Source organism: Streptomyces sporangiiformans (assembly GCF_005768555.2).
Lineage (GTDB): Bacteria > Actinomycetota > Actinomycetes > Streptomycetales > Streptomycetaceae > Streptomyces > Streptomyces sporangiiformans.
Genome location: NZ_VCHX02000017.1, coordinates 1 through 19304 on the forward strand (window position 1 = coordinate 1; position 19304 = coordinate 19304).

Here is a 19304-nt window from a genome sequence, read left to right on the forward strand (position 1 = left end):
CTCCTTACCGACGCCGTCGCCACCCTTCTCGAGGCCGGCGCCCGAGACGGCAGCCTGCGAACCGACGTCACCTCCGACGATGTTCTACTCCTCATGGGCGGCATTGCCTATGCCGTGCAGCACGGCACCAAAGAGCAGGCCAGTCGGCTCGTCGACCTCCTCATGGACGCGCTGGCCAAAGGCTCGACCGTGAGTTGAACCCAAGCTGCCGGACCGGCGCGTCGAATGCGCACGCAAGTGCGGCCATTCATCGAGCTGCTGCGCCAACACTCATGAGGCGCCGGACACATGACGCACACCAAGCTTCGAACGCATTCTGTTAGTGGTTCTTACACTGCGCCGGTGGACCCTTTGTCGATCTTGCTGGACGGAGTCAGGGCCAGGGGTGCATTCGTGCTGCGGACCGTCCAGAACCCGCCCTGGTCGGTGCAGGTGCGGGACAGGGCACCACTCAGCGTAGTGGCGATCCTGCGAGGGATGCCCTGGGTTGTGCCCAGCACTGGCGATGCGGTGCGACTGGGCGCAGGCGATATCGCGATCATGCGTGGCCCGGACGCGTTTACCTTCGCCGACAATCCCCGCACTCCGATCCAGGTGGTCATTCAGCCCGGCCCTCGACGGACAACCTCAGCGGGCACGGAGCTGCCCGAGGTCGCGGACATGGGTGTGCGCACCTGGGTCAACGGCGTGCGAACTTGCGACGACGGCGCGGACGGTTCGTCGGTGCTGCTGATCGGCAAGTACCGGGGACGGGGCGAGATCGCTACGCACCTGCTCAGCGCGTTGCCGCCGCTACTGGTCATCCCCAGGGCCGCCCACGTCGAATCGGCGCTGGTGTCGCTACTCGCTGAGGAGACCGTGCGAAACGAGCCGGGCCAGGATCTCGTGCTCGATCGATCTCTGGATCTCTTGCTGGTCGCAAGCCTCCGCGCATGGTTCTCCCGGCCCGATGCCGAAGCGCCGGCCTGGTACCGAGCCAACGGGGATCCCGTTGTCGGCACCGCCCTGCGGCTCATACACGGCCACCCGGGCCATCCCTGGACGGTGGCCGCGCTCGCCGGGCGGACCGGGGTGTCCCGAGCGACGTTGGCCCGCCGCTTCACCGACCTCATTGGTATGCCACCAATGGCGTACCTCGCCGAGTGGCGAATCGACCTGGCCGCCGATCTTCTCAGGGAGCCGGACGCCACGATTGACTCCGTGGCCCACCAGGTCGGTTATGGCAGCGCATTCGCGCTCAGCACCGCTTTCAAGCGGGCACGCGGGATCAGTCCACAACGCTACCGCGACCGGACATGACCGCCCGACCTTGGAGCGCGGGCATCGAATCCAGACGCCTGGGCAGCGATTACTCCCAGTCGCCAGGTTGACGCGGCGGCAGATCGCGCAGCGGCCTCGGACTCGGACTCGATGACGGTTGCCGCCGTTCTGGGTCGGACGGGTCCGGTGGCGGTGCTGAGCTTCGCGCAAACTCCCTCGGGCCGACAGCCGCCCTGTGCCGCTACAAACAAAGGGCCGGCTCAGGATGGGTTTCCTCCCAGGCTGGCCAGGCTTGGCGTCAGCAGGTTTCGCGGAGGTAGCCGCTCGTGCCCTCGGGCACGACGTACTGGTCGCGGCGGACAACGCTCAGTGTGCTGCTCCAGCCGGAGCACGCGTTCGACAGGCCCTTCGCCGTGTATTCGACAACGAGCACGTTGTTGTCGAACGCTTCGGCGAACTTGCCGCACTCGTTCCACTCGCCGCACTCCTCCGCCACGGCGAAGTCCAGACCTACGGACGCACGCTCGGACACGAGCTCCAGGGTGTTCTTCTGGGCGACGGCCAGGCCCTTCGCGTGGGCGTGCGCCGCCAGCAGCTTCATGAACGCCTTGGCCTGATTGGCCGTGAGGTAATCCGGGAAGCGGGTGAACGTGTCGTAGTTGTCGGGCTCGACGGCTTTGTACCCCTTGGTGGCGCACTCGTCGATCCAGGTGTTCACCTCGGAAGCGATGCGCTGCCGCTTGGCGTCCGTGCGGATGTCCAGGACCGCCTCGCCCCAGTCCTCGTCGTAGACGACATCCCCGTTGGCATCGCGCAGCAGCAGGTCGGAGGCCCAGTCCTTCTCCGCGTTCTCCTGCGCCTGGAAGGCGTTGAAATTGCAGATGTTGTATGCACCCGGCGCTGGCGTGTCTTCGTGGCTGCGACTGACTACCTGCACACCGGTCGGCAGGGCGTACGCACCGCCGATCTGGTAGTCCCACCGCACGTGCTTCGGCGGTGGCGTCACTGTTGCGGCGGATGTGGATGTGGATGCGGGCGCGGGCGCGGATGCGGGCGCGGTCGGCTGCTGGGAACTTTTATTCTGATGTGACCCGGTTTCCGCTGCCGTTTTCGCTGCCGTTTTCACTGCCGTGATGCTCAGCCCGGTGACGACCAGGGTTGCGGCGAGACTGATGAGGATGCGCCGTCCTCGACGTCCGTGACCGGCCCGGGGCCTGTCCGTTCCCCCCTCACCCCCGGTGGTGGCAGGGCCTTGTGCGACAGGGTGTGTATCGGAAACCTGGTGGCTGGGTTCCGCTGAGTCGGCCACTCCCGGCGCGACCGGGGCGGTGGAATCCGGGAGCGTCAGGAGCATGCTGTGCAGCTCGGCAAGTTCGGGGCGGCCGGCCGGATCCTTGGTCAGACAGAGTTCGGCGATGCTCCGGAGCGGTTCGGTGACTCCGTCCAGGACCGGCGCCTCGTACATCACCTGATAGCCCGTCAGGTACGGGCTGCTCCCGTCGAACGGGCGGGTACCGGTGGCCGCATACACCAGCAACGACCCCAGCGAGAACACGTCCGAAGCGGTGGTGACGTCCCGTGGCGCGGCGAACTGCTCCGGCGACATGAAGGGCGGCGTGCCGATCAACCGCCCGGTCACGGTCAGGGCTTCGTTGTCGACGGCGTGCGAGACGCCGAAGTCGATGACGCGGGGTCCGTCCTCGGCCATCAGAACGTTGCTCGGCTTCAGATCGCGGTGCACCACACCAGCCTGGTGGATGTCCCGCAGCGCCTCGACAAGGCCCAGCGCGAGCGTGCGCAACTCACGTCCGCTCAGCGGGCCGTCCTTGGCCACGACGTCCGACAGGGTGCGGCCCGGCACATACTGCGTAGCCATCCACGGCTGCACGGCGTCCGGATCGGCGTCCACCACCGGGGCCGTGAACGCCCCGCTCACCCGGCGGACTGCCACTATCTCCTGCCTGAAGCGCGTCCGGAACTCCTCGTCCTGCGCGTACGGCGCGTGCACAACCTTGACCGCGACCTGCCGTCCCGAGGCCGAGCGGCCCAGATAGACGACGCCCATGCCGCCGCTGCCGAGCCGGTCGATCAGCGTATAGCCGCCTATGGACTCCACATCGCCGGGTCTAAGCGGCATCCCCCGTCACCTTTTCCATGTGTCGTGCTCTCGAAAGGCTGTTCAGGGGGATCAGACTAGTCCGAGGTTTTCTCAGTGAGACAGGCTTCGCGAGTCGCTCTGATCTTCCCTTTACCAGAGGCAGCTCTCGAGAACCTCGCTCCCGTACCTGTCCTCCCAGTGCCCACGCTCATGGCCTTCGCCTGCACAACCCGGCCTACCTGAAAGCCGGTGTCTGGCCCGCAGACCTCGCAGGGCGGGACGAAGTCCAGAGCGAGGGCCCTGCTGCAGGGCTCCTCCGTTGATCGGCGTCGCAGGCAGAATGAACGCGTGGCGCCTTTCGATCAGACCCGTTTCCGGCTGCCTCATGCCGCCCGCGCTGACGCTGCCCTGGCCTTTGGGGTGTTCGTGTTGGTGGCGATCGCTGAGGGGAAGCGGCTGAGCAACGGCGGGGGCTCGATGCCCTCGCTGATCGGATCCTGGCTGCTGATCATTGCGGTGTGCGGAGCGCTGTTGCTCCGGCGCCGGTATCCGGTGGCGGTGGGCTGGTTCACGGTGCTGGCCACGGGCGGCTACTACCTGCTGAGCGACATCGACGGTCCGCTGGTCGTGGTGCCGATCGTGGTGTTGTACGCCATCGCGGCCCGGGGCCGGCTGCGGGCGGCTGTCGCGATGGCAGCGGCGATGGCGATCGGCGTGGGCGCGGGCACCCTTGTGGGACACAGCGATGTCACCGGCACGGCGGTGTTCATGCTCACCGGCTGGCTGGTCGCCGTGGTGGCCCTCGGCAGCGTGCGGCACGGCCGGGTGGCGTACGCCGAGGAGGAGGCGCGGCTGCGGGCCACCGAGGAGCGGCTGCGCATTGCCCGCGAGTTGCACGATGTGATCGGGCACAACATTTCGATGATCAACGTGCAGGCGGGTGCGGCGCTGTACCGGTTGAAGAAGGATCCTGCCCAGGCCGAGGATGCGCTCGGCGCGATCAAGGCGAGCAGCCGGGAGACCCTGCGGGAGCTTCGGGCCACCCTCGGCGTGCTCCGCCAGGTCGACGAGGAGGCGCCCACGGCACCCGCGCCGGGGCTGGCCCGCGCAGACGAGCTGGTGGCCTCGGCGAAGCTGGCGGGGCTCGAGGTGCGGATCGAGCGGACAGGCGTTGAACGCTCGCTGCCGGCTCCGGTCGACCTGGCCGCGTACCGGATCGTGCAGGAGTCGCTGACCAACGCAGCCAAGCACAGCGGCGCCGGACGGGTCACGATCCAACTCGTCTACGGGGAAAGGGAGCTGACCCTGACCGTAGAGGACGACGGCCGGGGCGCTGCGGCCCGCCCGGCCGGGTCCGGTGGCGGTAGCGGGATCACCGGTATGACGGAGCGGGCGCGGGCACTGGGCGGCGAGCTGACCGCGGGTCCGCGACCGGATGGCGGATTCGCGGTGCGAGCCCGGCTACCGTACGGGACCACAGGCGAGCCGATGGAGCGGAGTGACCGATGATCAGGGTCCTGCTGGCGGAGGACCAGCGGCTCGTCCGGGCCGGGTTCCGGTCGATCCTGGAGGACCAGGACGACATCGAAGTGGTGGGAGAGGCCGCGGACGGGCAGTCGGCGGTCTCGGCTTGCCACGAGCTCCGGCCGGACGTGGTCCTGATGGACATCCGGATGCCAGGAATGGACGGTCTGGAAGCCTCCCGGGAGATCGCCGGAGAGGAGCGGCTGGCGTCCGTGAAGGTGGTCATCCTGACAACCTTCGATCTGGACGACTACGTGTACGGGGCGCTGCGCGCCGGGGCGACGGGCTTTCTGGTGAAGGACACGGAGCCGGAAGAACTGCTGCAGGCGATACGGGTCGCCGCCCGGGGCGATGCCCTGATCAGCCCGTCGATCACCCGGCGCCTCATCGCCGAGTTCGCGGGCCGGGTGCACAACCCGGTGCCGAATCCCCAGCTCGATGTCCTCACCAACCGCGAGCGCGAGGTCATGCAGCTGGTGGCCGCAGGGCTTACGAACGACGAGATCGCGGCGCGGCTCGTGCTGTCACCGTCGACGGCGAAGACGCATGTCAGCCGGATCATGGCGAAGCTGGGGGCGCGGGACCGGTCGCAGGTCGTGGTGGTGGCGTACGAGTCCGGCTTGGTCAGCCCGGGCTGGCTGGGGGCGTAGCCCGGCCCCGCGGTGAACGGCACACCCGGCACTCCTGGGGTACGACGCGGCGGCAGTCTGCACCTACTGGGGTACGCCTCAGTGTCAGCCGCAGGCTGACGATTCGGCCCCCTCGCGCAGGCACGCTCAAGGGCATGAACGCACCCCCCTTCCGCGGACGGGCCACGGCCGCATTCGTCGGCGCGCTCGTCGGGGCCGCCGCCGGGATGCTGCTGGTCACGGCCGCCGGAGCCCTGGCCTTCGAGGTCGGCGGCGCGTTTGCCGCTCTGGGGATCGGCGTGCCCACGTTGTGCGGCGCCGTGGTGGGCGCGCTTCTTCAGCCAGGCCACTCACACTCGAATCGCCCGAATCCGAGGTAGTCACCCATGTCTCCCACCCGCGGCACAGCCGCGCCCCTTGCCCCGCCCGCACCACCGGACCGGCCGGATCGGCCGCGCGGCGGCCGGTTCGGCGCCCTGGCCGGCTGGGCACAGCGTCACCGCTGGGCCGCCCTGCTGATCTGGGTGGCCGTCCTGGCCGCCGTCACGCTGGGCTCTCAGGCCGCAGGCTCCGCGTACAAGAACGACTTCGCCCTGCCGGGCACCGACTCCCAAGCGGCCACCGACCTGTTCACGAGGCACGGTTCCGACCAGGCCGGCGACAGTGTCGACATCGTGCTCAAGGACAGCCAGGGCATCGACGGCCGCAAGGCCGCCGTGGAGAAGATGCTGGCCGAGGTGAAGGGACTGCCGGGCGTCGCCGATGTGCGCAGCCCGTACGCCGATGCCTCCGCGGTGTCGAAGGACCGCACGATCGGGTACGCCACCGTCACGCTCGACGGCAAGGCCGAGGCCGTGCCCAAGGACGACGTCACCGCGATCATCGACACCGCCAAGGGTGTTGAGGCGGACAGGCTCCAGGTCGAGCTCGGCGGCGATGCCGTGCGCGGCGCCGAGGACAAGGGAAGCCCGACCGCTGAACTGGCCGGCATCGTGGCAGCCCTGGTCATCCTCGGGTTGCTCTTCGGCTCCCTGGTGGCGGCCGCCGTGCCGCTGCTCACCGCCCTCTTCGCGGTCGGCTCAGCTCTTGGGCTGATCGTTCTCGCCTCGCACGTCTTCACCATCGCCGACTTCACGCCGCCCATCACGATGCTCGTCGGACTCGGCGTCGGCGTCGACTACGCACTGCTGATCTTCTACCGCTACCGGCACGAGCTCACAGAGGGCGCCGACCCGGATCAAGCCGGCCGTAAGGCCCTGGACGCCGCCGGCCGCACGGTCTTCTTCGCCGGCTGCACCGTGATCATCGCCCTGCTCGGCCTGGTCGCGCTCGGCCTGGGCTCGCTGCAGGGTGTGGCTCTCGCCCTGGCACTGACCGTGCTGGCCACCATGGCCGCCTCGCTCATCCTGCTGCCCGCGCTGCTGGCGCTCTTCGGCATGCGCATCCAGCGCCATGTGCTCAAGCACGCGGCCAAGACCCCGGCCAAGGGCAAAGCCGAAGGCCATCGTTGGCGGGCCCTGGCCGCAGCCGTACAGCGCCGTCCGCTGCCGTCACTGCTGGTGGCCGTGCTTGCCCTGCTGGCCCTCTCCGCACCGGCCCTTGGCATGCGCCTCGGCTTCGCCGACGCCGGCAACGACCCGAAGACCACGACCTCCAAGAAGGCGTACGACCTGCTCGCCGAGGGCTTCGGCCCAGGTTTCAATGGTCCGCTGGTCGTCCTGGCGCAAGGAGACGAAGCAGCCGGCAAGGCCGTCCAGTCCGAGCTGGCCAAGGCCGAGGGCGTTGCCGCGGCCGGCCCCGCGATGCCGTCCGAGGACGGCGCGCTGTCCACCGTGATCGTCTACCCGAAGGCAGCACCGCAGGACGAAGGCACCACCGATCTCGTGCACCACCTGCGCGACGACGTGGCCCCGAACCTGGAGCGCGACACCGGCGCCAAGATCCTGGTCGGCGGCGCCACCGCCGCCTCCCAGGACTTCGCGGACACCGTCTCGAAGAGGCTGCCGCTCTTCGTCGCCGTCGTCGTCGGACTGTCGTCCCTGCTGCTGATGCTGGTCTTCCGGTCGGTCCTGATCCCCGTCAAGGCAGCCCTGCTGAACCTGATCTCGATCACCGCCGCGCTCGGCGCCATGACTCTGGTGTTCCAACACGGCCTGTTCGGGGTGCAGCCGGGCCCGATCGAAGCCTTCCTCCCCGTGCTGATCTTCGCGATCGTGTTCGGGCTCTCCATGGACTACGAGGTGTTCCTGGTCTCGCGGATGCATGAGGAGTGGGAGCGTACAAAGGATCATTCCCTCGCGGTGCGGGAAGGACTGGCCTCCACCGGCAAGGTGATCACGGCGGCTGGGGCCATCATGATCGTGGTGTTCGGCGCCTTCATGCTGAGTGCCGACCGGATGCTCCAGCAATTCGGCCTTGGCCTCGCCGTGGCGATCCTGCTGGACGCGGTGGTCATCCGCTGCCTGATCGTCCCGGCCATCATGCAACTGCTGGGCAAGTGGGCCTGGTGGCTGCCCGCCCCGCTTGCCCGGCGGCTGCCCAAGGTGGCGCTCGAACGCCCCGCGGACAGCTGACGCCCCGACAGGACGGTCGGCGGGTCAAGCCGAATAGATCGGCCTCCTCAGAGTGCGAGGAGGCCGATCAAAGCAGAGCGAGGAACCCGCGCCCTTCGGTTGGCCGAAGCGCAGGGACGGTGACTTCCTGTTGGACGACGGCGCGACATTGACTGAGGACGTCGCGTGCTACCTGGCCGCCTGCGAGCGCAGCCGCGAGATCTTCGCCGGAGTTTCACTGGATGATGTTTGCACGCACCACCGATTTGGGGATCTCGACGTGCGTTGCATCATGATGCACCGGCTGGATACCCACCCTCGGCATCCTCACCGTCGTCGCAGTGGCATCCGTGACGGCACCCGCACACGCCGCCGACTCCGACGGTGCGGCAGATCCCGACATCACCGTGGAGCCGATGCGTACCGGTTCCGCCTGTATTGGCTCAGCCCGGGACTCGACCTCGCGTTCCTCCGTAGATGATGGCGAGATCCGTTGGACTCAGTCCAGCAAGTACGACGACGCCCGCAAGAAGGCCAACAAAGCCTGGACCAGCAACGGCCTCGAGCAGGTGAAGATCAAGGGGGACGCCTGGAACACCAGTAACGACCTGCACTGGAAGGACAAGAACAAGAAGGATGGCGCGCTGGCCACCTGGACCATGCGCGGCGGAGTCGGCGCGACCGACACCATCGAGATGAACGACTACTACCTCAAGTCCGGACGGCCCGGGCCCTTCGACAAGCCGTTCTACCGGCGAGGCGCCGCAGCGCATGAACTCGGCCACGCTCTCGGCCTGTGCCACAAGGACCAGAACTACGGTCTCTCCATAATGGGGCCGGACGGGCGGTATCTGCCTGACACCAAACCGACGAGCCGTGACCGCAAGGACTACCACAAGCTCTGGGGAACTGATCTCTGTGAAGAAGACTCGAGTCATTGCCCTTGGTGTTGCCGCGGTTGCCGTTCTTGGGGCTGCTGCCTTCACGGTGTGGGTCGGCGACAGCGGCAATGAGACCTACGTTTCGGAGCCGACGGTCAAGGAGGATCTGCTCGTACCTGATCTTTCCAAAGACGAGTATGTCTCCTACGCCTCCAGTGATGTCTTTCACGCCCGTGTGGTGAAAAAGGTCAGCCAGAACGAGACCGACCTGGCAGGCGAACTGGAACAGCAGTGGCAGGTCAAGGTGACCAAGGCGTTCAAGGGCGATGCCGAGGGCACTGCGATCGTCAACACGATGGCGTACGTGGACGGCGAGGGGAACGAGACGGCCGGTGAAGGCGGCGTCGCGCTCGTGCCTGGTCGAGGCTATGTCTTCGCCGGGCAGTACGACGCTGACAACGAGCGGTACGAACCGTTCGGTGGCATTACCGGCGCACGCCTGTCCCAAGAGCTGGACAGCCCCGCCAAGTCCGCTGCGCGGAGCACCGCGAGTGAGAGCGGCGAGACGGTCGAAGAGCACTGGGAGCAGGCCGTCACGAACGAGCGCCCAGGTCCTCCGGTCGATGGCGCAACGCCGGACAGTGACATGGTGGAGGCGCCCGAGGGCGAACAGTAGCGCCCGGTCGACAGCTGGCTGTTCGTCGTCGAATTTCACCAGCCGTCGATCAGCCTCTCGGCCAGGTGAGGGGAGAAGGACCCGGCCGGAAATCCGTGGCCGATGCCGCAGGAACCGTCAGAGTCACCGGGTACCTTGATCCACAGCAGATAGTCGGCGCCGCCGACCCCGATCGAGCTGGGGACGCCGAGCCGACGGCCGGCTGGGTTGCACCAGTCGACGTGATCTGGGTCGCGTAGGTACAGCAGACGTCGATCGCGTCGAAGTTCGCGACATTCACCGCGACACCGCGGACGAAGGCGATGCCCGCGTCCTTCAGCCGACTGGCCATTTCGGTGGGGCGGATCCAGGTGGCGTTGCCGCCGTCCAGGTAGACCGTGGTCGCCGGGAGCGCGCCGAGGGTCTGTGCCGCGTAGCTAAGACCGACATGACCGCCGGCACCGTCCACATCAGCGAGCAACTCGTCGCGGCCTCCTACGACGTCTGGGAGGACACCCCGAAGAGCGACAGCGGCGCCCGCACCATCCGGCTCGACAGCCAGACCCACCAACTCCTGCTGTTCTGGCGGCGACGCCAGCAGAGCGAGCGTACGGAGTGGGAGAAGAAGCACCGCAAGAACCCCAAGAAGTACGGGCCTTACATCGACTCGGGTCGTGTCTTCACCTGGGAGGACGGGCGCCCGTACCACCCGGAGTACCTCTCCCAGATCTTCAACCGGCTCGTCCAGAAACTCGATCTGCCCCCGATCCGGCTGCACGACCTGCGCCACTGCGCCGCGACGCTGTCCCTCGCCGCCGGCATCCACATGAAGACCATCCAGGTCATGCTCGGGCACTCCTCGTACAAGCTCACCGCCGACACGTACACCAGCGTTCTGCCCCAGCTCGAGCTGGAGGCCGCCGACGCGCCTGTGGCGATCGTCCCGCGCAAGGCGAAGCCGCAGGAGCCAACCGAGGGAGAGCAGCCGCAGGGGCCTCGTGCAGTCCCGAAAGCGGAGGGCGTCCCCGATGAGGCGGCCGCGTACAGGGTGTCCCCAATCTGTCCCCGCACACATGAATACAGGCCCCTCGGAGATCACTCCGAGGGGCCTGTTCGATGCTCCGTGCCTGGTCAGGCATTGGTGCCCCCGGCAGGATTCGAACCTGCGACACCCGCTTTAGTAGTTCGATCCCCCTGAGGCGCGGCGTGCCGAAATGGGGCTCGGTAGTAGCTCGACGATCCGGTCGTGGCCGCTTCGGTGCGTCATCGTTCGCCGTCGTTGATGTCAGCTTGTGATGTCAGAACAGCTCGATCGCCAAGGTGACGTTGAGCTCCGTGTACGTCGTGACCTCGCCAAGCCTCGCCCGCTCGATGAAAAACTGCCGCCCAGACTCGAACAACAGGTCCCACTCCTCATCGGCATGGCCATATCCAGGCATCGCACCCCGATCCTGAACCATCCTGATCCGTACGGCGGAACGCACAGGGCCGGCGAAGGCCTCACAATCCCCCACCGGCGGACGGGCGGGTTGACGGCGCTGTAAGGGCGACGGCGCCTATGGCCCTGCCGCGCCCAACGCCTCCGGCCACTAGCACGATCGGCTCCTGTAGCGGAACGGCAAGCACCCCGGTGGGTCAGCGGGATGCGGAGAATTTCACGAAACCACCCTCCCGATCCTGCTGCTGTTGCTAGCCTCTCGCCGCCTTCGAGAAGGCAGACGGCCAGTAGCAACACGACTCTTTGACAATTTGGGGGGACAGTATGAGTGACCAAACGTGCAGCTTCGCTGGCTGCACGAACCGCATCAAGAACACGCCCCGGCGACTCTGCCACACGCACTACCTGCAGTTCCTGGCCGGCAAGGAACTGAGGCCGATCAGGAAGCGCGTCCGGACGTCGGGCGACTGCGCGTTCCCCAGCTGTGGGCGACCGATCCGGTCGCGTGGCCTCTGCAAGTCACACTACGCACAGCAACTCAAAGGGAAGACTCTCACCGCGCTGGTCGAGCGCATCCCCGATGGGTCGGTATGCACGTTCAGTGGGTGCACGAAGTCCCAGTACAGCATCGGGCTCTGTCAGGGCCACTACAGCCAGCAATATGCGGGGAATGAGCTCACACCGTTGAGAACCGTCCTGAACAAGGACCGCACCTGCGAGTTCCCGGGCTGTATCAACAAGGTCAGGGCTCGCGGCCTCTGCTACACACATGCCGACCAGCGCAACCGGGGCGTCCCACTCACCCCCATCCGGTCTAAGCTCCCGCGCCAGCGTGCTCTGGAGCTACGAGCACAAGGGATGGGCCACTGCACCCTCTGCGACCAGAACAAGGATCTGTCCGAGTTCCCATGGGACAACGGGCGGGACGTTCCCCATTCCTATTGCAAGCGCTGTAAGGCCATCAAAAGGAAAGCGAGTCAGAACAACCTGACTTTCGCGTTTGTTGAGGCCCTCTATAAGTATCAGGAGGACCGGTGTGCCATCTGCGACAGCACAAACGGAGAGCCCGGGAACGGCAGCGACTGGCTTCAGATGGACCACTGGGGCGGCTGCTGCGAGCGAAGTAGCAAGGACGACAAGACCTGCGGCAGGTGCGTACGCGGCCTCCTCTGCGGAGCATGCAACTCGCGGCTGCTGTCCTGGTACGAGCAGGCACCTGATCACCTTCGGACGATCGCCGAGGTCAACGACTACCTCACGAACTGGCCGGCACAAGTTGTCCGTCAGCAGGGCATCGAATAGGTGGCCTCAAGCCAGGTTTCGGCGACCCGCTGATCGAGTTCCTGGGCGGCGGCGACGCTGGAGTCGGGCGCGCGTCTCTCTCGAGGGCGCACCCCTCTCTTGTCGGTGCCTGCCGTGTACGGAGAGAGCACTGCCGACCTACAGAGCTGTGTGGGCCCGCAGCTGGGGAAGCTGCGGCATTCTGAGGCCTGTTGGGGCGCTGACCTGGGCGAACTGCTGATTGGCGGTCTCGTCGGGCTCGGCTGCTTTCACGTGATTCCCCCGTTCGCCGTTCGATCTGGTGCGGTTGTGGTGCGGAGTGAGCGGCGTTACGGCCGTCCGACAGCGGCGTGGAAGGACTTGATCCGCTCCTCGCCGCTGACCAAGCACTGATCTTCGGCACCGGCCAACGCCGTGCACCGCGGGCGCCCCGAGCCTGGTCACCCATCGTGGCGCTGCCGGTAGTGGTCGCGCCAGTGCGGTGTTGCCGCGCCGTCGAGGACGGTCATCACCACGTTGTGCGCCAGTCGGTCGTCGACCGGCAGATGGCCGAACAGCACTCGGTGATAGGTGGTGGCGGCCAGCAGGTCGAGCAGCAGGTTCAGGTCGGCGTCCGCACGGATGTCGCCGCGCTCGATGCCGCGCTGCAGCGCCGCCTTGGTGGTGGCCCGCCTGGGGTGGAAGATCGTGTCGGCGAAGACCCGGTCCAGTTCGGGATCGTCGGCCAGGTCCGCGATCAGCGCGGGCATCGTCCGGCGGCCGAAGGTGCCCCCGAAGGCCTGGCCGATGGTCTCGATGCCCAGGATCAGGTCGCAGTGGGTGCAGCCCGTGTCGGGGGTGGGGGCGGTGCCCATGATCTCGCCCAGTGCCGTGATGACCAGCAGCTGCCGCGACGCCCAGCGGCGCCGGATGGCCGGCTTGGTGGTGCCGGCCCGGACGGCCACCGCCTCCAGGGTGAGGCCGGGGTAGCCGACCTCGGCGAGCAGCTCCCGGGTGGCGGTCAGAATCGCGGTGTCGAGCCGCGCGTCCCGCGGCCGCCCGGCCGCCCTGGCGACGGTGCGGGCGGAGGTGCTCCCAGGGTTTGCCATGGCGCTCAGTATAGGTAGCATGGATTTTCATTCTGTTCCGGTCCGTAACGTAATATAAATGGGAGGTCCTCATGTCACGGCGGGAACTGGCCGACGAAGGAGCCACCGACCCCTCGGCGCGGCGCGATCCCATGACAGAGCCACCGGGCCAGGCCGCGGGGCAGAGCGTGTTCCAGGCCCCGTACACAGCCATGACCTGGGGAATCGTCCTGTCGGTCGGCCTGGTGGCCTTCGAGTCGATGGGCGTGGCCACGGTGCTTCCGGAGATCGCCGGCAGGTTAGGCGGCCTCAACGCCTACGGCTGGGGATTCTCCGCCCTGATGCTCGCCAACCTGATCGGCACCGTCGCGGCCGGCCGCTCCGCCGACCGCCATGGTCCGGCCAGGCCGCTAGGCATCGGCCTGGCCGTCTTCGCGGCCGGCTGCGCCCTAGCCGGCGCCGCGCCGAACTGGCCCATCTTCCTCGCCGGGCGCTTCGTGCAGGGCCTCGGCGTCGGCGCCGTGATGGCCCTGGCCTACACCGTCATCGGCCTGAACTATCCGGAACACCTCAGGTCCCGGATGTTCGCGCTGGTGTCCGGCGCCTGGACCGTCCCCTCGCTTGTCGGGCCGGCCCTCGCCGGACTGGTCGCCGAGCACATCCACTGGCGCGGCGTGTTCGTACTGCTGCTGCCGCTGATCGGGCTCGCCTGGGCGATGGCGGTGCCCCCGCTGCTGCGCCGAGGACACCCACACCCACCCGCCGCGGACGAACCGCGTGGCACCTGGTGGCGCGGCCCGGTGGCCCGCGGAATCCTGGTCAGCGCCGGCACCGCGGTGCTGCTCGGCGGCCTGCAGCTCACCGACCTCGCCCTGCTGGTGCCCTTGGCGCTGCTCGGCAGCGTGGCCGCGGTACTGGGCCTGCGCACCGTGCTGCCGCCCGGCACGTTGCGCGGCCGGCGCGGGGTGCCGACCGGAGTGCTGATCCGGTTCCTGCTGTGCGGCGCCTACTTCGGCAGCGAGGCCTTCCTGCCGCTCGGCCTCACCCAGTTGCGCGGACTGAGCACCACCGAGGCTGGCATCGGCTTGTCCGCCGGGGCGATCACCTGGGTGCTCGGCGCGGCCTGGCAGGGCCGGGCGGACGATCGCTGGCGCGGGAGTTCCCGAGCGCTGCCGATCGGTGCCGGCTGCGCGGTGCTGGCCGCGGGTGTCGCGATCATCGCCGTAGGCATCCTGATCGACTCGGTGCCGGCCCTGGTCGCCGTGCTCGGCTGGGCCGTCGGCGGCGCCGGCATGGGCATCGCGTTCAACGCCGCGACGACCGACGCCATGGAGCAGGCGCCCGCCGACCGGCAGGGCGAGGTCAGCGGCGCGATGCAGCTCGCCCAGACCCTGGCCGTCGCCGTACTCAGCGGCCTCGGTGGGGCGGCGATCGCCCTGGCACACGAACACGGCGCGGCCACCGCCACCGCGCTGACGGCCACCTTCGGCCTCACCGCCGCGCTGGCCGTCACCGGCGTCGCGACCGCCCACCGCATCAGGCGAACCGCCTGACCGCATCCCACCGGGCGGCGCATCCGCCGAGCGCCGCCCGGCCCCGCGCCGCCCGGCCCCGCGCCGCCCGGGACCGGGGTCGTGGCCCTGCCGTGCACCGAGCGCCCGCTCCAGCGCGTGCTGCTGCCCGAGGCGGATCTGGCGATCGCCGAGGCTGCCGCCCGGCTCGTACCGCGCGCACGCGCCACCTCCGAGAACACCGCCCCCGAAGCGGAGCCCGAGCCCGACGATGCCGAGGAGCCCAGCCCCGAGTCCGTGCCGGATGATGCTGATCCGTTGGGAGAAAGTCCGGGGCCTGGCGATCCGTCCGCTCACGCACCGCTCACGCAAACGGCCTCGGACGAGGAGTCCGAGGCCGGCTAAAGCGCCTCCCTGGGGGGAGGAACTCCAGATCAGCGGCGTAATGCGTTGTGCCCCCGGCAGGATTCGAACCTGCGACACCCGCTTTAGGAGAGCGGTGCTCTATCCCCTGAGCTACGAAGGCGGGGGCTTGTGGAAAACCTTGTTGAAAATCCAGCCTGCGGATCTTCGACGAGGGGCACAAGCCCGCTGGTCAGACGTTGTGCGACGTCCTCCGCAGGGTCACCTGAGCGGACAACGCGACGCACCAACGACCGACCAGGGACAGCGTAGCGGATGCGCGCCTGCGAGGGTCCTCTGTATAGGGGAAGGAGAGCGGCACGGCGAGCTAGAGTGCCTCTGACCTGGCGTTTCTGTGGCTTGCAGCGAATGATTGGTGGACGTTGAGGGCGCGGGGACCGAGGGCGGTTGGACCGTTCTGCTCCCTGCGTCAGCTTGTGGGGCTACTTGACACTGTCTCGCGGCGCCTGGCATGACAGGCCGCCCCTTGTTCCTTGGCGGTAGGTGGTCTCTTGCGATGCAGAGCCTCGTGAACCCCAATGCCACATGGGCAGTCGGCACACCGCGTCAGGGACCGATTGGGGGAGATGCTCGGTGTGACAGAACCCGGCCTATGCACAGCCGGATGCCGGCGGACAGCGAGAAGGGGCGCCCCGGGCGGTCACGTCCACGGGGTGTCGGTACGGCGGCGGAGAACCGGGCGCAGGACCTCGATGACGCCGGGGTCGTCCACCGTGGACGGGATGGGTTCGTCGTGGCCGTCGGCGATACCGCGCATCGTCTTGCGCAGGATCTTTCCCGAGCGGGTCTTGGGCAGGGCGGCCACGACCGTGACGTCCTTGAGGGAGGCGACGGCGCCGATGCGTTCGCGTACGAGCCGGACGAGTTCGGCCTCGACCTCGCTCGGTTCCCGGTTGCTGCCGGCTTTCAGGACGACGAAGCCGCGCGGGATCTGTCCCTTGAGTTCGTCGGCGACGCCGATGACGGCGCATTCGGCGACGTCGGGGTGGGCGGCCAGGGCCTCTTCCATGCTGCCGGTGGACAGCCGGTGTCCGGCGACGTTGATGACGTCGTCGGTGCGGCCCATGACGAAGACGTAGCCGTCGTCGTCGATGTGGCCGCTGTCGCCGGTGAGGTAGTAGCCGTCGTGGGCGGAGAGGTAGGAGGCGACGTAGCGGGCGTCGTCCTTCCAGAGGGTGGGGAGCGCGCCGGGCGGCAGGGGGAGCCGCACGACGATCGCGCCGTCGGTGCCCGCGGGCACCGGCTCGCCCGAGGGGTCGAGGACGCGGACGTCCCAGCCCGGCAGCGGGCGGGTGGGGGAGCCGGGTTTGAGGGGAGCGGCTTCGATGCCGACCGGGTTGGCGACGATGGGCCAGCCGGTCTCGGTCTGCCACCAGTGGTCGATCACCGGGACGCCGAGGAGGGCGTTCGCCCAGTGGTACGTCTCGGGGTCGAGGCGCTCGCCGGCGAGGAAGAGGTAGCGCAGGTGGGTGAGGTCGTAGCCGGCGGTGAGCGTCCCTTTCGGGTCCTCCTTGCGGATGGCCCGGAAGGCGGTGGGTGCCGTGAACATGGTCTTGACCCGGTACTCGGCGGCCACCCGCCAGAACTGGCCCGCGTCCGGGGTGCCGACCGGCTTGCCCTCGTACAGGACCGTGGTGGCGCCGGCCAGCAGGGGTGCGTAGACGATGTAGGAGTGCCCGACGACCCAGCCGACGTCGGAGCCGGTGAACATCGTCTCGCCCGGGCCCACGTCGTAGACGGCGCCCATCGACCAGTGCAGGGCGACCGCGTAGCCGCCGCAGTCACGCACGACTCCCTTGGGTTTTCCGGTCGTTCCGGACGTGTAGAGGATGTACAGGGGATCGGTGGCGGGGACGGGGACGCAGTCGGCCGGTGGCGCGGCGGCGACCAGGTCGGCCCAGTCGAGATCGTCCGGCCCCAGCGCGGCCGGCGCCTGCGGGCGTTGCAGGATCACACGCTTCTGCGGCTTGTGGACGGCGAGTTCGATGGCCCGGTCGAGCAGCGGCTTGTATGCGATGACCCGCTTGCCCTCGATGCCGCAGGAGGCGGAGACGATCACCTTGGGGGCGGCGTCGTCGATGCGGAGGGCGAGTTCGTGCGGGGCGAACCCGCCGAAGACGACCGAGTGGACCGCGCCGATCCGTGCGCAGGCCAGCATCGCGACGGCGGCCTCCGGAACCATCGGCATATAGATGACCACGCGGTCGCCGTGTCCCACGCCGAGCTGCACGAGCGCTCCGGCGAAGGCCGCCACCTCGTTCCTCAGCTGCGCGTAGCTGTAGGTGCGTTGGGCGCCGGTCACGGGGGAGTCGTAGATGAGCGCGGGTTGTTCGCCGTGTCCGGCTTCGACGTGCCGGTCGAGCGCGTTGAAACAAACGTTGAGCCGCCCGTCGGGAAACCAGCGGTAGAACGGTGCGCCGGAGGAGTCCAGGGCGCGTTGCGGATCGACATCCCAGTCGATGCCCTCGGCCGCCTTCAGCCAGAAGCTCTCCGGGTCCTCGGTGCTGGCACGGAAGACATCCTCGTACGTTCCCATCACGCACTCCTTTGTGGCATCGAGGGACGGTGGTGGGGCTGAGTGTGGAACGGTGTCGGACACAAGTACCGCATGCCGGCCGGCATGGTCGAGCAGGATGCCGGAGACCGGCGGACCGGTCACCGGCATCGCGGTGGTGCGGCCGCCTGGCCGTCAGGCCCCGCCCCGCTGTCAGGTGCAGCTGCTGATCACGCGCCGAGGTGCTTACGGAGCCACTGGCCCATCTGCTGGATCGCCTGGTCCACCTCGGGTACGCGCCCGGCGCCCAGGACGAACGAGTGCTGGCCCTCGGGCATCGGGTGGACCTCGGAGGTGACCTTGAAGTCCGCGAGTCGGCGGCCGAGCTGGGCGCCGTCGTCGGCGAGGGTCTCGTACTCGCCGTAGTGGACGGTCGTGGGCGGCAGGCCGGTCAGATCGGCGTTCGCGAGGCTGATCTGCGGGTCGGCGAAGTCGACTCCGGGGTCCTGCAGCCAGGCTCCCCGGAAGAGCTCGAGGGTGTTCCTGCTGAGCATCTTGTCGTTGTCTTCGTTCGCGTCCACCGACGCGTTCTGGATGGTGAGGTCGGTCCACGGCGAGACGCTGACGATCGCGCCCGGGGTCGCCTCCCCCTGCGCGAGCAGACGCAGCGGGAGCATCACCGCGAGCGTGCCGCCGATCGAGTGGCCCGTGCTGCCGATGTTCCGCGGCTCGTAGCCCTGCGAGAGCAGCCACCGGTAGGCCGTCTCGGCATCGTCGAGCTGCGCCGGGTAGGGGTGTTCGGGCGCGAGGCGGAAGTCCACGACGAGCGAGCGGGCTCCGGCCGCCTTCGCGATGTGGCCGGCTGCCTTGCGGTCCGAGTGCATCGAGGCGGTGACGGATCCGCCGAAGTGGAAGTGGAGCAGTGCCCGGTCGGGGTCGGCGCCCTCGGGGATGGCCCACAGAGCGGGGACGCCGTTCGCGTCCACCTCGGCGTACGTGACGCCTTCCGGCTCGGCCGACGCCTTGTGGTTCGAGTCCACGATGTCGCGGACGATGGCCAGGTCGAGGCCCGGTGTCGCCGACTTCGCGCTCACGCTCGCGAGGAACTCCGCGAACTCGTGTGCCTCTGGACTGATTCCCATGGTGGTGATCCTTCTCAGACGGGTGCCGTGCCGGGTTCCCCTGCGGCAGCCGGGTCGATGTGCTGGGCATGACGACGCTACTGGCTGAGTATAGAAAAGTAAACTCAGATGGGGTTGGAATCACCCACCGTGGAGGCGCTCCGAGCCCTGTGCCAGGATCTTGAGGTGCCCACCCCTCAAGCACACGGCATCGACACGGACGAGTGGTCCCGCCTGCTGCCCCTCATGGCCGAGCAGGCGCTCGCGTCCGGATCCCCCGCCAACAACCGCGTCGTACCCACCGTGGAAGAGATCCAGGATCTCTACGCGCAGATCTACGCCTGACACCCGGCGAGTGAGGAACGTGATG

19 protein-coding genes, 1 tRNA gene and 2 pseudogenes are annotated in these 19304 nt (G+C 68.3%); 14 read left to right on the forward strand and 8 right to left on the reverse strand.

The window, feature by feature from the left end; translation table 11 throughout:
• Window positions 1–198, forward strand: a 198-nt coding sequence (locus tag FGD71_RS00315; protein ID WP_478129456.1) for an SbtR family transcriptional regulator, incomplete at its 5' end; no start/stop codon positions are given.
• 144 nt (window positions 199–342) lie between these two features.
• Entirely contained in the window at window positions 343–1299 is a 957-nt protein-coding gene (locus FGD71_RS00320; RefSeq protein WP_119098350.1) for an AraC family transcriptional regulator, read from the forward strand.
• 259 nt (window positions 1300–1558) lie between these two features.
• Here the strand turns inward: FGD71_RS00320 and FGD71_RS48215 are convergent, their stop codons facing one another.
• Entirely contained in the window at window positions 1559–3397 is a 1839-nt protein-coding gene (locus tag FGD71_RS48215) for an endo alpha-1,4 polygalactosaminidase (RefSeq protein ID WP_240436310.1), read from the reverse strand.
• Window positions 3398–3706: 309 nt separating this feature from the next.
• On the opposite strand from FGD71_RS48215, the gene FGD71_RS00335 reads away from it, so the two are divergent.
• The 7 genes and pseudogenes from FGD71_RS00335 (at window position 3707) to FGD71_RS00360 (ending at window position 9620) form a co-directional block, all read left to right on the forward strand.
• Entirely contained in the window at window positions 3707–4867 is a 1161-nt protein-coding gene (locus tag FGD71_RS00335) for a sensor histidine kinase (RefSeq protein WP_181359089.1), read from the forward strand.
• Window positions 4864–5532 carry a response regulator gene (locus FGD71_RS00340; RefSeq protein ID WP_119098319.1) on the forward strand — a complete coding sequence of 223 codons (669 nt, stop codon included), beginning with the start codon at window positions 4864–4866 and terminating at the stop codon, window positions 5530–5532. Before FGD71_RS00335 ends, FGD71_RS00340 begins: the two co-directional genes overlap by 4 nt.
• Window positions 5533–5666: 134 nt before the next feature.
• Window positions 5667–5891, forward strand: a complete 225-nt coding sequence (locus FGD71_RS00345) for a hypothetical protein (protein ID WP_119098320.1) — start codon at window positions 5667–5669, stop codon at window positions 5889–5891.
• A gap of 6 nt (window positions 5892–5897) precedes the next feature.
• Window positions 5898–8084, forward strand: a complete 2187-nt coding sequence (locus FGD71_RS00350) for an MMPL family transporter (RefSeq protein ID WP_119098321.1) — start codon at window positions 5898–5900, stop codon at window positions 8082–8084.
• 52 nt (window positions 8085–8136) lie between these two features.
• A pseudogene (locus FGD71_RS48220) lies at window positions 8137–8376 on the forward strand (mycothiol transferase); the annotation flags it as partial.
• A 28-nt stretch (window positions 8377–8404) separates the two neighbouring features.
• Window positions 8405–9076 (forward strand): zinc metalloprotease, encoded by a 672-nt coding sequence (locus tag FGD71_RS48225; RefSeq protein ID WP_240436316.1) that lies wholly within the window; start codon window positions 8405–8407, stop codon window positions 9074–9076.
• Window positions 8982–9620 carry a hypothetical protein gene (locus FGD71_RS00360; protein ID WP_240436311.1) on the forward strand — a complete coding sequence of 213 codons (639 nt, stop codon included), beginning with the start codon at window positions 8982–8984 and terminating at the stop codon, window positions 9618–9620. The genes FGD71_RS48225 and FGD71_RS00360 overlap by 95 nt, the downstream gene beginning before the upstream one ends.
• 35 nt (window positions 9621–9655) lie before the next feature.
• Here FGD71_RS00360 and FGD71_RS50010 read toward each other — a convergent pair whose 3' ends face one another.
• Together FGD71_RS50010 and FGD71_RS50015 are read right to left on the reverse strand one after the other, a co-directional pair.
• Window positions 9656–9970 (reverse strand): glycoside hydrolase family 6 protein, encoded by a 315-nt coding sequence (locus FGD71_RS50010; RefSeq protein WP_119098353.1) that lies wholly within the window; start codon window positions 9968–9970, stop codon window positions 9656–9658.
• Window positions 9883–10167, reverse strand: a pseudogene (locus tag FGD71_RS50015) (glycoside hydrolase family 6 protein); the annotation flags it as partial. The gene FGD71_RS50010 and the pseudogene FGD71_RS50015, both read right to left, overlap by 88 nt.
• Between FGD71_RS50015 and FGD71_RS00370 the strand changes: the two are divergent.
• Window positions 10048–10797: a tyrosine-type recombinase/integrase gene (locus FGD71_RS00370; RefSeq protein WP_119098325.1), complete on the forward strand. Its 750-nt coding sequence runs from the start codon at window positions 10048–10050 to the stop codon at window positions 10795–10797. The pseudogene FGD71_RS50015 and the gene FGD71_RS00370 sit on opposite strands and share 120 nt — an antisense overlap.
• 100 nt (window positions 10798–10897) lie before the next feature.
• Here FGD71_RS00370 and FGD71_RS47170 read toward each other — a convergent pair whose 3' ends face one another.
• Entirely contained in the window at window positions 10898–11038 is a 141-nt protein-coding gene (locus tag FGD71_RS47170; RefSeq protein WP_162930976.1) for a hypothetical protein, read from the reverse strand.
• 323 nt (window positions 11039–11361) lie between these two features.
• Here FGD71_RS47170 and FGD71_RS00375 point away from each other — a divergent pair, with 323 nt between their 5' ends.
• Window positions 11362–12339, forward strand: a complete 978-nt coding sequence (locus FGD71_RS00375; RefSeq protein ID WP_119098326.1) for an endonuclease domain-containing protein — start codon at window positions 11362–11364, stop codon at window positions 12337–12339.
• 419 nt (window positions 12340–12758) lie between these two features.
• Here the strand turns inward: FGD71_RS00375 and FGD71_RS00385 are convergent, their stop codons facing one another.
• Window positions 12759–13406, reverse strand: a complete 648-nt coding sequence (locus tag FGD71_RS00385; protein WP_162930977.1) for a TetR-like C-terminal domain-containing protein — start codon at window positions 13404–13406, stop codon at window positions 12759–12761.
• A 71-nt stretch (window positions 13407–13477) separates the two neighbouring features.
• Here FGD71_RS00385 and FGD71_RS00390 point away from each other — a divergent pair, with 71 nt between their 5' ends.
• Both FGD71_RS00390 and FGD71_RS00395 read left to right on the forward strand, forming a co-directional pair.
• Window positions 13478–14938 (forward strand): MFS transporter, encoded by a 1461-nt coding sequence (locus tag FGD71_RS00390; protein ID WP_119098329.1) that lies wholly within the window; start codon window positions 13478–13480, stop codon window positions 14936–14938.
• An 81-nt stretch (window positions 14939–15019) separates the two neighbouring features.
• Window positions 15020–15301: a hypothetical protein gene (locus FGD71_RS00395; protein ID WP_240436312.1), complete on the forward strand. Its 282-nt coding sequence runs from the start codon at window positions 15020–15022 to the stop codon at window positions 15299–15301.
• A 48-nt stretch (window positions 15302–15349) separates the two neighbouring features.
• Here the strand turns inward: FGD71_RS00395 and FGD71_RS00400 are convergent.
• The 3 genes from FGD71_RS00400 to FGD71_RS00410 all read right to left on the reverse strand — a co-directional run bounded on the left by FGD71_RS00400 (window position 15350) and on the right by FGD71_RS00410 (window position 18955).
• A tRNA-Arg gene (locus FGD71_RS00400) sits at window positions 15350–15422 on the reverse strand.
• Between the two features lie 537 nt (window positions 15423–15959).
• Complete coding sequence (locus FGD71_RS00405) at window positions 15960–17855, reverse strand: propionyl-CoA synthetase (RefSeq protein WP_119098330.1); 1896 nt, start codon at window positions 17853–17855, stop codon at window positions 15960–15962.
• A 188-nt stretch (window positions 17856–18043) separates the two neighbouring features.
• Window positions 18044–18955 (reverse strand): alpha/beta hydrolase, encoded by a 912-nt coding sequence (locus FGD71_RS00410; protein ID WP_119098331.1) that lies wholly within the window; start codon window positions 18953–18955, stop codon window positions 18044–18046.
• 108 nt (window positions 18956–19063) lie between these two features.
• Between FGD71_RS00410 and FGD71_RS00415 the strand changes: the two genes are divergently transcribed.
• Window positions 19064–19279, forward strand: a complete 216-nt coding sequence (locus FGD71_RS00415; protein WP_140935783.1) for an iron-containing alcohol dehydrogenase — start codon at window positions 19064–19066, stop codon at window positions 19277–19279.
• Window positions 19280–19304 lie beyond the last annotated feature (25 nt).

Excerpts from the sequence above, each read along its gene's own strand:
- FGD71_RS00375 (WP_119098326.1), top strand. The coding sequence starts at position 11,362 with ATGAGTGACCAAACGTGCAGCTTCGCTGGCTGCACGAACCGCATCAAG.
- FGD71_RS48215 (WP_240436310.1), bottom strand. The coding sequence starts at position 3,397 with ATGCCGCTTAGACCCGGCGATGTGGAGTCCATAGGCGGCTATACGCTG.
- FGD71_RS00390 (WP_119098329.1), top strand. The coding sequence starts at position 13,478 with ATGTCACGGCGGGAACTGGCCGACGAAGGAGCCACCGACCCCTCGGCG.
- FGD71_RS47170 (WP_162930976.1), bottom strand. The coding sequence starts at position 11,038 with ATGCCTGGATATGGCCATGCCGATGAGGAGTGGGACCTGTTGTTCGAG.
- FGD71_RS00340 (WP_119098319.1), top strand. The coding sequence starts at position 4,864 with ATGATCAGGGTCCTGCTGGCGGAGGACCAGCGGCTCGTCCGGGCCGGG.
- FGD71_RS00385 (WP_162930977.1), bottom strand. The coding sequence starts at position 13,406 with ATGGCAAACCCTGGGAGCACCTCCGCCCGCACCGTCGCCAGGGCGGCC.
- FGD71_RS00350 (WP_119098321.1), top strand. The coding sequence starts at position 5,898 with ATGTCTCCCACCCGCGGCACAGCCGCGCCCCTTGCCCCGCCCGCACCA.
- FGD71_RS00345 (WP_119098320.1), top strand. The coding sequence starts at position 5,667 with ATGAACGCACCCCCCTTCCGCGGACGGGCCACGGCCGCATTCGTCGGC.
- FGD71_RS00370 (WP_119098325.1), top strand. The coding sequence starts at position 10,048 with ATGACCGCCGGCACCGTCCACATCAGCGAGCAACTCGTCGCGGCCTCC.
- FGD71_RS00415 (WP_140935783.1), top strand. The coding sequence starts at position 19,064 with ATGGGGTTGGAATCACCCACCGTGGAGGCGCTCCGAGCCCTGTGCCAG.
- FGD71_RS00405 (WP_119098330.1), bottom strand. The coding sequence starts at position 17,855 with ATGGGAACGTACGAGGATGTCTTCCGTGCCAGCACCGAGGACCCGGAG.
- FGD71_RS00410 (WP_119098331.1), bottom strand. The coding sequence starts at position 18,955 with ATGGGAATCAGTCCAGAGGCACACGAGTTCGCGGAGTTCCTCGCGAGC.